The organism is Bradyrhizobium sp. SZCCHNRI20481, from assembly GCF_032485055.1.
In the GTDB taxonomy this organism is placed as follows: domain Bacteria; phylum Pseudomonadota; class Alphaproteobacteria; order Rhizobiales; family Xanthobacteraceae; genus Bradyrhizobium.
On the sequence record NZ_JAUEUE010000004.1, the window covers coordinates 18479 to 32093 of the forward strand.

General features: G+C 67.4%; 15 protein-coding genes. 4 read left to right on the forward strand and 11 right to left on the reverse strand.

Annotated elements, in window-relative coordinates; genetic code table 11:
* Positions 1-987: an alpha/beta hydrolase gene (locus tag QX132_RS06885; RefSeq protein WP_315811156.1), complete on the reverse strand. Its 987-nt coding sequence runs from the start codon at positions 985-987 to the stop codon at positions 1-3.
* Between the two features lie 125 nt (positions 988-1112).
* On the opposite strand from QX132_RS06885, the gene xseA reads away from it, so the two are divergent.
* A complete protein-coding gene (gene xseA / locus QX132_RS06890) occupies positions 1113-2729 on the forward strand; it encodes an exodeoxyribonuclease VII large subunit (RefSeq protein ID WP_315811155.1) in 1617 nt (538 codons plus the stop codon).
* A 7-nt stretch (positions 2730-2736) separates the two neighbouring features.
* On the opposite strand, the gene QX132_RS06895 is transcribed toward xseA, so the two are convergent.
* Complete coding sequence (locus QX132_RS06895; protein ID WP_315736571.1) at positions 2737-3567, reverse strand: dienelactone hydrolase family protein; 831 nt, start codon at positions 3565-3567, stop codon at positions 2737-2739.
* A gap of 201 nt (positions 3568-3768) precedes the next feature.
* Between QX132_RS06895 and QX132_RS06900 the strand changes: the two genes are divergently transcribed.
* On the forward strand, positions 3769-3996 hold the full coding sequence (locus tag QX132_RS06900; RefSeq protein ID WP_315736570.1) for a DUF2093 domain-containing protein: 228 nt from the start codon (positions 3769-3771) through the stop codon (positions 3994-3996).
* On the opposite strand, the gene lpxK is transcribed toward QX132_RS06900, so the two are convergent.
* From lpxK to QX132_RS06930, 6 genes are read right to left on the reverse strand one after another with little or no spacing between them, the layout of a single operon-like run.
* Positions 3966-4991: a tetraacyldisaccharide 4'-kinase gene (gene lpxK, locus QX132_RS06905; RefSeq protein WP_315811154.1), complete on the reverse strand. Its 1026-nt coding sequence runs from the start codon at positions 4989-4991 to the stop codon at positions 3966-3968. The genes QX132_RS06900 and lpxK overlap by 31 nt on opposite strands.
* On the reverse strand, positions 4984-6291 hold the full coding sequence (locus QX132_RS06910) for a 3-deoxy-D-manno-octulosonic acid transferase (protein ID WP_315777963.1): 1308 nt from the start codon (positions 6289-6291) through the stop codon (positions 4984-4986). The genes lpxK and QX132_RS06910 overlap by 8 nt, the downstream gene beginning before the upstream one ends.
* Positions 6284-7024, reverse strand: coding sequence for a lysophospholipid acyltransferase family protein (locus tag QX132_RS06915; protein WP_315716682.1), 741 nt, complete (start codon positions 7022-7024; stop codon positions 6284-6286). Before QX132_RS06915 ends, QX132_RS06910 begins: the two co-directional genes overlap by 8 nt.
* A gap of 17 nt (positions 7025-7041) precedes the next feature.
* Positions 7042-7281 (reverse strand): DUF4170 domain-containing protein, encoded by a 240-nt coding sequence (locus tag QX132_RS06920; protein WP_009031572.1) that lies wholly within the window; start codon positions 7279-7281, stop codon positions 7042-7044.
* Positions 7282-7340: 59 nt separating this feature from the next.
* Positions 7341-8087: a 3'(2'),5'-bisphosphate nucleotidase CysQ gene (locus QX132_RS06925; protein WP_315777962.1), complete on the reverse strand. Its 747-nt coding sequence runs from the start codon at positions 8085-8087 to the stop codon at positions 7341-7343.
* A 58-nt stretch (positions 8088-8145) separates the two neighbouring features.
* The gene (locus QX132_RS06930; RefSeq protein WP_410052850.1) at positions 8146-9534 is read right to left on the reverse strand and encodes a TldD/PmbA family protein; all 1389 of its coding nucleotides are present in this window, start codon (positions 9532-9534) and stop codon (positions 8146-8148) included.
* A 284-nt stretch (positions 9535-9818) separates the two neighbouring features.
* Here QX132_RS06930 and QX132_RS06935 point away from each other — a divergent pair, with 284 nt between their 5' ends.
* Positions 9819-10343: a DUF6101 family protein gene (locus QX132_RS06935; RefSeq protein WP_316160537.1), complete on the forward strand. Its 525-nt coding sequence runs from the start codon at positions 9819-9821 to the stop codon at positions 10341-10343.
* Here QX132_RS06935 and ubiA read toward each other — a convergent pair whose 3' ends face one another.
* From ubiA to QX132_RS06950, 3 genes are all read right to left on the reverse strand, one after another.
* The gene (gene ubiA, locus QX132_RS06940; protein ID WP_316160539.1) at positions 10344-11276 is read right to left on the reverse strand and encodes a 4-hydroxybenzoate octaprenyltransferase; all 933 of its coding nucleotides are present in this window, start codon (positions 11274-11276) and stop codon (positions 10344-10346) included.
* The gene (locus QX132_RS06945) at positions 11273-11926 is read right to left on the reverse strand and encodes a hypothetical protein (RefSeq protein ID WP_315778006.1); all 654 of its coding nucleotides are present in this window, start codon (positions 11924-11926) and stop codon (positions 11273-11275) included. The genes ubiA and QX132_RS06945 overlap by 4 nt, the downstream gene beginning before the upstream one ends.
* 283 nt (positions 11927-12209) lie before the next feature.
* Complete coding sequence (locus tag QX132_RS06950; RefSeq protein WP_315777959.1) at positions 12210-12629, reverse strand: hypothetical protein; 420 nt, start codon at positions 12627-12629, stop codon at positions 12210-12212.
* Positions 12630-12838: 209 nt separating this feature from the next.
* Between QX132_RS06950 and QX132_RS06955 the strand changes: the two genes are divergently transcribed.
* Positions 12839-13591, forward strand: coding sequence for a 16S rRNA (uracil(1498)-N(3))-methyltransferase (locus QX132_RS06955; protein ID WP_316160540.1), 753 nt, complete (start codon positions 12839-12841; stop codon positions 13589-13591).
* The last annotated feature ends 24 nt before the right edge of the window (positions 13592-13615 follow it).

Below are 13615 nucleotides of genomic sequence, written 5' to 3' on the forward strand. Positions count from 1 at the left end.
CTAGCGCGTCGCCACGTCATCGGCGATCGCGCTCACCGCCTGCGGCGCCGACACGATCTCCATGTGATTGACGCCCGCGATCAGCTTCACGTCAATACCGGGCGCGACGGCCTGCACCGCGCCGGCATATTTGTCGGCGCGCATCAGCTCGTCGTCGGCGCCGGCGATGAGGGTCACCGGGTGCTTGGCCGCAGCGAGATCGGCCTTGTAGCCACGGGTCGCGAAATTGCGGAACAGCCGGTAGCTGTAGGTCGAGGCCACGAACTTCTCCGAGTTCGGCCTGACAGCAAAGGCCAGCGCGGGCAGCGCCTCGCAGCATCTCAGGCCGACGCGATCGAGCACGCCGAGCGCGAGGATGCGCGGAATGTCGGGACTGGCCCAACCGCCCGAGTTCTCCTGGTTGGTGGGCGCGTCATAGCCGAGATAGGGCGACAGCAGCACGGTGCGCGCGAACAGGTCCTGGGTCGGCGCGCTGGCCGCGCGCAGCGCGAAGCCGCCGCCGGCCGAATGGCCGAGCAGCACGATCGGCTGCGACGGCGCGGTCCTCCTGACCTCTGCGACGAGATCGGCCAAATCGTCCTCGAGCTGGCCGAGATAGCCGATGTCGCCGCGGGTGCCTGAGCCGCCATGGCCGCGGATGTCGGGCGCGAACGTGTCGATGCCCCGGGCGGCGAGCCCATCCGCCAGCGCATGCACAGCGACGCTCGAGCCGGAGGAGCCGTGCACGAGGACGGCAACCTTGCCCGTCGGCGTCGCCCGCGCCGGATAGTGGCGGTAGGCGAGCTCCGTGCCGTCCCGGGCGCTGAAGCGCTGTAGGGCCGGCATGGTGCTCCGATCGACACGCCCGACGGTCTCCGAGATCGATTTCAGCTCGGGCGGGCGCACCAACGGCGTCGCGATCATCCCGCCCAGAAGAAGGGCAAGGGCCCCGGCGAGGCCGAAGCTCCAACCGACGAGCTGACGCACGATCTTGATGCTTGCCCGCATACCCCTCTCCATTTTCTATAGAGTACTCTATAACACAGAGCTATCGAAAAGGCAACGGCTTGATTGGCGGCGGACGCGGAAAGCCCCTACCTTGGCAACTGCTCCCCGAACCGAATCAGACAGCGATGCCGCCTGCGGAAGCCTTGCCCAACGCGCCCGAATTCACCGTCACCGAGCTGTCCTCGGCGCTGAAGCGCACGGTCGAGGACCAGTTCGGCCATGTCCGGGTGCGCGGCGAGATCACCGGCTTTCGCGGGCCGCATTCCTCGGGGCATTGCTATTTCGCGCTCAAGGACGAGAGCGCCAAGATCGAAGCGGTGATCTGGAAGGGCGTGCATGGCCGCATGCGCTTCAAGCCCCAGGAAGGGCTCGAGGTGATCGCCATCGGCAAGCTCACCACCTACCCGAATTCGTCGAAGTACCAGATCGTCATCGAGGCGCTGGAGCCAGCTGGGATCGGCGCGCTGATGGCGCTGATGGAGGAGCGCAAGCGGAAGCTCGGCGCCGAAGGACTATTCGACCCCGCACGCAAGCAGCTGCTGCCGTGGCTGCCCGAGGTGATCGGCGTCGTCACCTCGCCGACCGGGGCAGTCATCCGCGACATCCTGCACCGGCTCGAGGACCGCTTTCCTCGCCGCGTGCTGGTCTGGCCCGTGAAGGTGCAGGGCGAAGGCTCGGCCGAGCAGGTTGCCGCCGCGATCCGCGGCTTCAACGATTTGCCGCAGGATGGCCCGATCCCGCGGCCCGACGTGCTGATCGTCGCGCGCGGCGGCGGCTCGCTGGAGGACCTGTGGTCGTTCAACGAGGAGATCGTGGTCCGCGCCGCGGCCGAGAGCATGATCCCGCTGATCTCGGCGGTCGGCCACGAGACCGACGTGACCTTGATCGATTTCGCCGCCGACAAACGTGCGCCGACGCCGACAGCAGCCGCGGAAATGGCGGTGCCGGTGCGCAGCGAGCTGATGCAGGAGGTCGCAAGCCTCGCGCGCCGTGTCAGCGTCTGCTGGCAGCGCGGCCAGGAGAGCCGCCGCAACGAGCTGCGCGCCGCCGCGCGCGCCCTGCCCGGCGCCGGCGATCTGCTCGCCATTCCCAGGCAGCGGCTGGATACGGCGGCCGCCAGCCTGCCGCGCGCGCTCAAGACCAACACGCATGTGCACTTTCGCCAGTTCGCAGCGGCGAGCGCCAAGCTCACTCTGCGCGTGCTGCACGCGCAGATCGCGCAATCGCGCCATCGCCTCATCGCTTCGTCCGAGCGGCTGTCGCTGTCGTCGCGCGGCCAGCTGCACCGGCGGCGCGAGCGATTCGAGGCGCTCGACGCCCGCTTCAAGGCCTCGCGCCAGGCCTATGCGCAGGCCAAGCGCCAGGCCATCGGTCGCGAGCGCGACCGAACCGAACGTCTTGCCGAGCGGGCTCGGCGCGCATTGCAGACTCAGCTCCAGCGCCTGACGGCCCGCGTGGGACAGAACGAAAAGCTCCTCACCGCGCTGTCCTATCGCAGCGTGCTGGCGCGTGGATTTGCGCTGGTGCGCGACGAGGCCGGCCATCCGTTGCACCATGCCGCGAGCATCGGTCCGGGCGCCGCACTCTCGATCGAATTTGCGGACGGCAAGGTCGCGGCCACGGCGGGCGCGGACCGCCCGCTTCCAGCCGCGGCGCCAGCATCGCCAAAAGCCCCGCGTGAGGGCAAGCCTTCGGCGCCGAAGCGCACGCCCGATCCCGCCGATCAGGGCAGCCTGTTCTGAGTGGTCCTCAGCGCGCGAGCCAATCGGCCACGAGCTTCTGCGCATCGGCACGCGCCTCGGGATCCGAGCCGACATGGCCGCGCTCGGGCGCCCCGGCGTCCGACCCTGCGACTTGATGCAGCGGCAGGTTCACACGATCGAAATCGTGATAGGCGCCGGGATAGATGACGATGCGGGTCAGCGCGCTGCGGCCGCGCGCGCCATCGATCATCTGTCGGCACGCCGGCGGCGAATAGACGTCGTCCAGGCCGCCGATCAGCACCAATGTCGGGACGCGCGTGCTCCAGCCGAGGCCGGACGAGGCTCGGCAATCCGGATAGAACGCCACCGCGGAGCGGAAATCCGGCGAGACATGCTCGGGCAATTGCGGGCGCACCGCCCACAACAGCGCGCTCGCGCCGCTGGCCCAGCCAACGAGACTGACCCGGTCGGGCATCGCCCAGGCTTGCTCCGCCAGCCATTTCTGCGCGATCACGATGTCAGCGACACGCTCGCGCCGGCCGCTGATACGACGCTCCTTGACGCGGCATTGCGGGCCCAGTCCGCGCGAGCCGTAGCTGTCCGGCAGCAGGACGGCCTTGCCGTCCTTGACCAGTTCCTCGGCCCAGTCGCGATAGCGCGGCAGCACCGGCTCGGAGCGGCCGGAAAGCCCGCCGCAGCCGTGCAGCGCGACGACGACCGGAAATGGGCCGGCCCCCTTCGGCCGGTAGAGCTGGGCGCGCAGCACATAGCTTCCCGAGGGGATCTCGACCGCGACGGGCGCCGGCAATGGCTCAGCCAAGGCTGAAAACGCCGTGGCGCAGAGCATTGAGACGACGATGGCGACGAGGGAGCGCATCAAACCAGCCGGGCGGGACAAGCGGCGGATATTGAAACCTAGCTAGCACGGAGTTTCGAGCAGAAGCATCACAAATCAGTGGGTTTGCGCGGGGGGACAGGGCCCCCCATCTATGCTAGGAAATCATCGAAATTCGGCCTGTCGTGTGCGCGCTGCGCCTGCGTAGGGGGACTTCACGTCAAGGAATTGGAGATCGCGGACGTGCTCAACAAGTTTGGTCCCTCGGGCCAGGGCGAGGCGCAGGTGCAGTATCTGGACGGCGATTTCCGCGTGATCTCACCGGGAAGCTATGTGCGCTGCGCGGTCACCGATGTGCGGATTCCGCTGGACGAGCTGAAATATTGGAGCGTGGATCTGCAGGAAGCCTACGCCCTGCCGAGCGCCGTGCTGCAGCGGCATTATCCGGGCGCATTGAAAGCCAGCGGCTGACCGTTCCGCTTCGCTGACAGCCGCTGCACAACCAACGCGCGCAACGCGGCGAGATCGCCGAACTGCAGTGTCACCGGGAATGCCATGACATCGGGCGCGGCCTCGTGGCTGCGGAACCGCACGAGATCTTTTTCCGTGGTCACCAGGGCAAATCCATCACGCCTGGCTTCGTTGGCAAGGGCTACGACGTCGGCCGTCGTGAATGGGTGGTGATCCGGAAAGGCACGCTCGCGCCTGACGTCGAGACCGGCGCCGCGAAGGGTGCGGAAGAAGCGGGCGGGATCGCCAATCCCGGCAAACGCCAGCAGCGGCCTGCCCTGCAGCGCCGCGACGATCTGCGCATCGGGCTGCAACGCGGCTGAAAACACCGGCTTGCCGGCCGCCAACACATGTGAGGCGACCGCCTCGCTGGCTCGGCCGCTACCGATCACGACCAACGCGTCGGTGCGCGCCAGCTGCGGTGGCAGCGGCGCGCGCAACGGGCCCGCGGGAAACACCTCGGAATTGCCGAGACCGCGCGCGCCGTCGATCACGATCAACGCGAGATCCTTGGTGATCGACGGGTTCTGGAAGCCATCGTCCATCAGAATGACGGAGGCGCCCTGCGCCTTGACGAGACCGATGCCGTCGGCGCGGCTGCGCGCCACGACGACCGGCACCCGCGCCGCCATCATCAGCGGCTCGTCGCCGACATCGGCAGCCTCATGGACAGCTGGATCGACGACAACGGGCCCGTGCAGCCGGCCACCATAGCCACGGCTCAGCACCACCGGCTGCTCGCCGAGGTCACGCAGCATATCGGTCAGCGCCAGCACGGTCGGCGTCTTGCCGGCTCCGCCGACATGGAAATTGCCGACGCAGATCACCGGCAAGCCGGCATCGACGCCGGCTTGCGCCATGCGGCGTGCGGCAACGGCGCCGTAGAGTTTCGAGAGCGGGAACAGCAGACGCGATTGCCAGGACGGCGGCCGATGCCAGAAGGCCGGCTCACGCATCGCCGGCTGCCCCCATTTCGAGCCTGACCTGCAATAGATACGGCTCCAGCGCCGACAGCGTCCGCTCCAGCGCGCCACCGAGCTGATCGACCACGCGCGTTCCTGCCGCAACCAGGCTGTTGCCGGCTGCGGGATCAGCGAGCAGCTGCCGGAGTTGGCGGATCAGCGCCTCCTGATCGTGGGCGAGCCTGGCTCCCCCGGCTTTGTCCAGCGACTCATAGACGTCGGTGAAGTTGAACACGTGGGGTCCGTGCACGATGGCCGCGCCGAGCTTGACGGCCTCGATCGGATTCTGACCGCCATGCTCGACCAGCGACCCCCCCATGAACACGACCGGCGCCAGCCGGTAGAACAGGCCGAGCTCACCCATCGTGTCAGCGACGTAGATGTCGGTGCCGGCGAGCGGCTGTTCCTCGCGCGAACGCAAGGCGCCCTGCAGGCCGGCGCTTGCGACGAGTTCGGCGACGGCCGGGCCACGATGCGGATGGCGCGGCACGATCACGGTGAGCAGCGACGGATAGGTAGCCGACAAGGCCTTGTGGGCCGCGATCAGGATCTCGTCCTCGCCGGGATGCGTGGAGGCGGCGACGACGACCGGACGGCCGCGCGTCATCGCCGTGAGCCGATCGAGCTTCGCCGGATCGGCGGGCGGCGCCGGCACGTCGAGCTTGAGATTGCCGGTGGTGATGACGGTGCGCGCGCCGAGCGCGGAGAACCGGTCGGCGTCCGCCTGCGACTGCGTCAGGAAGAGATCAAAGCGTCCCAGCAAAGCGGAGATGGTGCCGGACATGCGGCGCCAGCGCGGGAACGAGCGCGGCGACATGCGGCCGTTGATCACCACCATCGGCACCCGCCGCGAGGCGCCGGCGAGGATGAGATTCGGCCAGAGGTCCGACTCGATGAACAGCCCGAGCGAGGGACGCCAATGATCGAGAAAGCGCTCGACGAAGCGCGGCGTGTCATAGGGCACGTATTGGTGGATCACGTCGGGCGGGAAGCGCTTGGCCACGATGGCGGCCGACGTCACGGTGCCGGACGTGATGAGGATGCGGATGTTGAGCTCACGCAGCCGCTCGATCAGCGCCGCCGCCGCCAGCACCTCGCCGACGCTGGCACCGTGAATCCAAACCAGCGGACCCAGCGGGCGCGTGTCGTGGCTCAGGCCGCGCCGCTCGTCGGTCCGCTCGGGATCCTCCTTGCCATGCTTGAGCCGCTGTCTGATCAGTGCCGGCGCAAGCGGCACCGCCGCCGAGGACAACCCGCGGTAGACACGCAGGGCCATCGGCAGCGGCCTAGGCACTTGATGCTCCCGACGCGACCGGCGGAGGACAGGCCTCGGGACGGCCGACGATCTCATAGGCGCGGCGCATGCACTCGTTCAGCGTCGCCTCGAGGTCGAGACGCGCCTCTTCCATCATCGCGGCGTCGGCATCGCGCGGCACGTTGATTTCCTTGATTCCCACCAATGCGCCGCGGCCGAATGGCAAATTGATGGTGGTGCTGTCCCAGTTCTTCAGGCGGATGAAGCGGCTCGTGACCATTGCGAACGGCATGATCGGACGTCCTGATTCGCGCGCGAGCATGATGATGCCGAGACCCGCAATCCGCGCCCGCTTCGGCACATCGGCGGTCGATGCAACATTATAGTTGTCTTCGAGCGCCCGCACCATCTCCTTGAACGCCCCCACCCCGCCTTTCCGGTGGAAGGAGGAGCCATGATCGCCGGAGCCGCGGATGGTTCCGATGCCGAGCCGCTCGGCGGCGATCGCGTTGAACTCGCCGTCGCGATGGCGGGAGATCAGCACCTTGGCGCGATAGCTCGGCTTGTTCTTGATGAAGGGTGTCAGCAGATGCTGGCCGTGCCAGAACGCGAAGATCGCCGGCATCTGCGGCTCGACGATGTCGTAGACCTCGGGCGGCTCATAGGTGAAGCGATTGGTCAGCCACACAAGGCGCAGGTACTCGGCCGCGAGGAACCCGACGGCGCGCTGGAACCAGCCGCTACGCAGCGTATTGCGGATCAGGTGTTTCAAGTCGCGAGCTTTGCGTCTTACTTCGCATCCTGACCGGGATCGAGCAGCCGGTGCAGGTGGACGATGAAATAGCGCATGTGGGCGTTGTCGACCGTCATCTGCGCCTTGGCGCGCCAGGCGGCGTGGGCCGCCGCGTAGTTCGGATAGACGCCAACGATATCGACCTTGTCGAGATCCTTGAATTCGTTCTTGTCGAGATTGATGAGCTCGCCGCCGATCACGAGGTGAAGGAGCTGCTGCGAGGCGCTATCTGTCATCGGTATTGTTTCCTAGTCAACGCCTTGCAGGCGACGTGGAGGGTGCGATCCAGGGGCGTTCAGTCCGGCGGTAACCTGCGATACTGCGCGACGATGTCGGCATGTCGGTCGCGGCCCGCTGCCACCAGCATCCCGTGCACCACTTCCGGACGATTATAGAGGATCGCCTCGCCGGACAACGCGGTCATTTTACCCCCCGCTTCCTGCACGATCAAATGAGCCGCCGCAAGATCCCAATCGCGGCTTTGCCCGCCTGCAAAAGCGGCATCGAGCCCGCCATGCGCGACACGGCACAGGCGCAGCGCCAATGATCCGATTCGCGGATGGAGTTCAATCCGCGCAGAACTCGGAGCCAACCGCTCAACCAACGGTTTTGGACCGGCCACCCGCGCGAAGTCGAGCACGCGTCCGGTCGAGGCCTGAACCGGCTCGTCGTTCAACGTGGTGCCGCTGCCGCGGGCGGCAAAGAAGAACTCCTCGCTGACCGGGACATGCACCGCGGCGAGTATCGGCGCGCCGTGCTCGACCAGCGCGACGCTCACGCACCAGTCGTTGCGGCCGCCGAGATAGGACCGCGTGCCATCGATCGGATCGACGATCCAGACCCGCGACCGACCGAGTCTCGCCCGATCATCCGCGCTCTCTTCGGACAGCCAGCCGTAATCCGGCGTTGCCGATCGCAGCCTGAGCTCAAGCAGCGCATTGACCGCCATGTCGGCTTCGGAGACGGGCGACGACGCACCCTTGGTCCATTTGCGCAACTCCGTTCCGAACATCGAACGTGCGAGCTCGCCGGCTTCGCGCACCGCCTCCTTCAGGAGCCTGGCGTCTGCCGCGAGGCTGGTCTCGTCCGGTTTCTCGATCTCACCGTCCGCCAAGCGTCAATCCTTCGATGCGCACCGTCGGCGCATTGACGCCATAGCGGAATTCCAGATCGCTGGCAGGCGTCATCGACTTGAAGATCTCGAACAGATGCCCGGCGATCGTCACCTCGCTCACGGCATAGCCGATCTCGCCATTCTCGATCCAGAAGCCGGACGCGCCACGGCTGTAGTCCCCGGTGACGCCGTTGACGCCCGAGCCGATCAGGTCGGTGACGTAGAAGCCCTGCTTGATGTCCGAGATCAGCTCCTTAGCTGTCACGACGCCGGCTTCGAGATGCAGATTGAACGGACCGGGCGAAGGCGACGACGACACGCCGCGATGGGCGTGGCCGGTCGTCACCATGCCGAGCTCGCGCGCGGTGCCCGAATCCAGCAGCCACGTCGTCAGCACGCCATCGTCGACCAGCGCGGTCTGCTTCACCTTCACGCCCTCGGCGTCGAACGGCTGCGACCGCAGCCCACGCTTGCGCAGCGGATCATCGATGATGCGGATACCCTTGGCGAACAGTTGCGCGCCGAGCTTGTCCTTGAGGAAGCTGGTCTTGCGCGCGATCGAGGCGCCATTGATGGCGCCGACCAGATGTCCGACCAGCGAGCCGGACACGCGGGGATCGAACACGACCGGCACCTGGCACGTGGCAACCTTGCGCGGATTGGCGCGCGCCACCGCGCGTTCGCCAGCGCTGCGCCCGACGGCCGCGGGCGCCAGCAGGTCGGCGCCGTGCGGAGCCGCCGTGTAGTCGTAGTCGCGCTCCATCCCGGTGCCTTCGCCGGAAATGGCGGTCGTCGAGATGCTTTGGCTCGAGCGCAGATAGGCGCCGTGAAAACCGTCGCTCGTCACCAGCACCATGCCGCCGATGCCGGTCGAGGCCGACGCACCACCGGACTTCGTCACGCCCTTCACGCCGAGCGCGGCAGCCTCCGCCTCCTGGGCACGGCGCTCCAGCTCTGCGGTCGAGGGAATCTGCGGATCGAGCAGGTCGAGTTCGGGAATGTCGCGCGCCAGCAGCGCCGGATCGGCGAGGCCGACATATTGGTCGTCAGGCGCCACCCGCGCCATCGCCACGGCCCGCTCGGCCAGCCGCGCCACGCCGTCCCCGCTGACGTCGTTGGTCGACACCACGGCCTGGCGCTTGCCGACGAGAACGCGCAGGCCGACATCGTCGCCTTCCGAGCGCTCGGATTCCTCGACCCGCCCGTCACGGACCTCGACGCCTTGCGAGATGCCGCGCACCGCGATGGCGTCGGCGGCATCGGCGCCGGCCTTCCTCGCGGCTTCAACCAGCCGCTCGGCGAGCGCTCGCAGGGCGGACTGGTCGAGCAGATCTGATTGGGCTGAGGTCGACGATGAGGCTGGGGAAGAGGTCACGAACACGATCCGATCGATGTCAGGTGGGCGGCGAAGACGGCTCAATCCAAAGGAAATGTGGCCTGTTCACGCCGACTTCAAGCAGGACGGCAGACGGCACATCGGATTGTCGGCAAATCGGCAAGGTCTCGTCAATCATGCGGGGCAAGCGCTTGTCAATCATGACGGTAGGAGGATCACGCGTGAGATCTGATTAACCAGGCTTGTTAAGCCGATACGGGCGATCCGCGTGGCAAGGTCACACGCATCGACCGGGAGCATAATCCCGGCGGGGAGACCAAGCCGTGAGGCGTCAAACAGCAACAGGCGGAAGCCATTCCGCTGGGTCGGGCCGCGCCCTGCGGCTCGACCCTCTTTCCCTGCCCGTCTCGTACAGCGCGCACGATACCCGTGCCGATGGCGGAATCCGGCAGATCGAATTGCACCGGGAGCGCGTGGTCCTGCGTCGTGCCGTCAGCGGCATGCGCATGGCCCTGAACCTCCGCGTCAGCGATTTCCTCGGCATCGGCGTGCGCGAGATCGACGACACACAGGTGATGCTGGTGCTCGTCCACCGCGACCCTTCCCTGACCATCCCGCTCTGCGTCAGCGACGACCAGAACGAGATCGTTGCTGCGTGGGCGATGTGGAGCGAGACCTTCGCGCTGCCCCAGTTGCAGGACACGCGCCGGGAGGCCACGCCGCGCCGCCGCCGCCGCAACGCGATCCGTTCGCGCCGCCCGCGCTTCCTGATGCGACGCCGTGTCGGCTACCAGCTCAATCCAACCTCGATCCATCGCGGCGAGCGCGAGATCATCGCGCGCAACTGATCAGGTTGCGCGCAGCACGGCATCGACCAACAGCCCTGCGAACAGCAGCAGTCCGGCATCGCGGTTCGACTTGAACACCCGCAGGCACAGCGCCGGATCGGCGATATCCAGACGCCGGATCTGCCAGCCGAGATGGGCGGCGAAACACGCCAGCCCGAGCCACGCCGCGACATGCACGTGGGCCGTCGCGAACGCGGCCCCAATCAGGATGACGGCCAGACCGTAGAAGATGACCAGCGCCAGATGCGTGCGGTCGGCAAACAGGCGCGCGGTCGACTTGATGCCGATCAGCGCGTCATCCTCGGCGTCCTGATGCGCGTAGATCGTGTCGTAGGCGATCACCCACGAGATCGACCCGGCGTAGAGCAGCAGCGCGGTGGCATCGATGCGGCCGAACGCGACCGCAAATCCCATCAGCGCGCCCCACGAGAAGGCGAGACCCAGCACGACCTGCGGCCACCAGGTGATGCGCTTCATGAACGGATAGATCGCGACGATCAGCAGCGAGGCGATGCCGGTGGCGATCGCGAACCGGTTGAACTGCAGCAGCACCACCAGGCCGATCAGGGCCTGCGCCACCAGGAAGGCGAGCGCCTGCTTCACGCCGACCTGACCGGCGGGAATCGGTCGCGAACGTGTGCGCTCCACCTTGGCGTCGAGATCGCGGTCGGTGATGTCGTTCCAGGTGCAGCCGGCGCCACGCATGACGAACGCGCCGACGAAATAGAGCCCGATCCATGCCGGCAACATGGATAGATTCCCGGCGATCCCAGCAGCCAGAGCGGCCGACCACCAGCACGGCATCAGCAGCAGCCACGATCCGATCGGGCGATCGAAGCGGGCGAGACGCAGGTAGGGCCGGCTCCAGACCGGCGCCAGCGTATCGACCCAATTGCCGGTCGCGTCAGCAACGCGGACGGCCGTGTCGCTCATCGGGTGAGAACGTTGCCGGTCATGGTGTCGAAGGCGGATCCGCCCTTCTTGGTCGTGTTGGCCTCAGGCAACGCGGCCGACGAGCCCAGGACGTCGCTCAGGCTCGGAGCGGAGGGCCTTCCGGCCCCCGACTGCATCTGCGCCGCCACGGCACAGACCTTCTTTTCCAGCGCGTCGGTGTTCTTGTGACCGGCCTTCAGCTGATCGGCGATCTGCTGAGGAATGCCGCAGCTCGCCGAATGCGCCTCGACATATTTGATCATCTTCACTTCGGCCTTGCCGAAATTTGCGATCAGCTTGCAGGCCTCGTCAGGCGAGGCCTTGCGGTCGCTCGCGGCCTTGATCAGCTTGCCGCGACGCTCGGCTTCCTCGCGCAGCGGAATGAACTCCTTCATGCAGCTCTCCGGCGGGCCCCCCTGCGGCGCGGCTCCCATCGGGGCCGGCTGGAAGCCACCACCGCCGCCGAACGCCGAGGCGCCTGGACTGGGGAACGGACTTGCCGGGGCTGCGGCCCGGGTCGGCGCCGCGCCGTTGATGGGCGGAAACGGCGAGTTGCTGGTCTGGGCCTGACCAGGCATCGGCGCGGGAAACGAGCTCTGCGCGAAGAGCTGCCCTGTGGAGAGCACCAGGGCGGCAATGGCGAGCGGCATGAAAGACTGGCGGACGATCAAGGCTGGTTCTCCGGTAAGACCAAGAATCCTCAACACTTCCGGATGAAAGCACGATCCGATCCGGGGCTTTTACGATTCTCGCCCGTCCAGCACAACCGCGGAGTTGATCACAGCCGCGGCGGAGGGACGCAGCCGGGTTCCAACCGGCGCGGAGGCCCAAAACGAGGCCCTTCCCGAACGTCGGGGCCCAAAATCCGTTCACTCCGCGCCCTCGCCCACCTGGTCAGGCCGGAGTCGCCAGTTCGGCGGCCGGCGGGACGGTTCACGTCGCCGTGCAGACCTTGCGCATCACGGCCAGGGTGTTTTCGTGATTCGCCTTCAGCTGATCGGTGATCTTGGGCGGGATGCCGCAGAGTGAGGCATGGGCGACCGCGTAGTCGATCATCTTGGTCTGGGCGAGCTCGTAGTCATGCACCAGCTGGCAAGCCTCGCCGGGCGCGAAACGCCGCCCAGTCGCCGCCTTGAGCAGCTTGGCCCGGCGGGCGGTCTCGTCCCGCAGCGGGGTGAATTCCTTCAGGCAGGTTTCGGGCGGGCGAAAGCCGGCCGCTGCGGCACCACCCGGCACCGCGGGAGCCGCTTGCTGGGGCGGAGCAGCGATCGCCTTGTCGTCGGCCCGGGACGGCCCGGCGACCGTCACCACGATGACCGCGGCAAGCGCCCAAGTCGAATGTCTCAAGATCAAGGCCGTTCTCCGCTTCAAGGCTCACGGAATCGTCGGATGTCCGTCCCCAAGGGACGACCGGCGGGATCGAACCGGTAAAATCTGTCGACAGCACGGCCGAAAGGCGCCATCGCCAATACCCGATACAACACCCCGTGACGGCTCCGCCGGCTTTGCGGCCGGCGCGTGGTCTGGTTAAGCAACATCCATCATCGGCACCGCTTCGCTCCATGCCCGCATACGACTTCACCGCCCCGCGCCTGTTCGTCGACGCCCCCTTGCAGGAGGGAGGCACGGTCGCGCTCGACCGCAATCAGGGCAACTATCTCGGCAACGTCCTGCGTCTCGGCACCGGCGATCACGTCCTGGTCTTCAACGGCCGCGACGGCGAATGGCGGGCCGTGATCGAGGGCCGCAAGCGGCCAGATGGCCTGACGATCCAGCAGCAGAGCCGGCCCCAGGATCACCTGCCGGACATCGCCTACGTCTTCGCACCGCTCAAGCACGCGCGGCTGGACTACATGGTGCAGAAGGCGGTCGAGATGGGCGCCTCGCGCCTGCAGCCGGTCATCACCCGTCACACCCAGGTGTCGCGCGTGAATGGCGAGCGCATGCGCGCCAACGTGGTCGAGGCCGCCGAGCAATGCGGCATCCTCAGCCTCGCCGAGGTGAAGGACCCGGTGCCGCTGGAGCGCTTCCTCGCGCAGCGGCAACCTGAGCGGCTGCTGGTGTTCTGCGACGAGGCCGCCGAACTGGCCGATCCGCTGCAGGCGCTGCGTGGCGGCAAGGATCCGGCCGGCATCGACCTGCTGATCGGACCGGAGGGCGGTTTTGCCGACGACGAGCGGGCGCTGCTGCTCCGCCAGCCGCACGTGATCAGACTCGCGCTGGGCCCGCGCATCCTGCGCGCGGATACGGCCGGCGTTGCCGCCCTCGCCGTGATCCAGGCGACGCTCGGGGACTGGACCGGCCCCCGCGGTTAAGGCATCCGGCCAATTGTGGCTTGC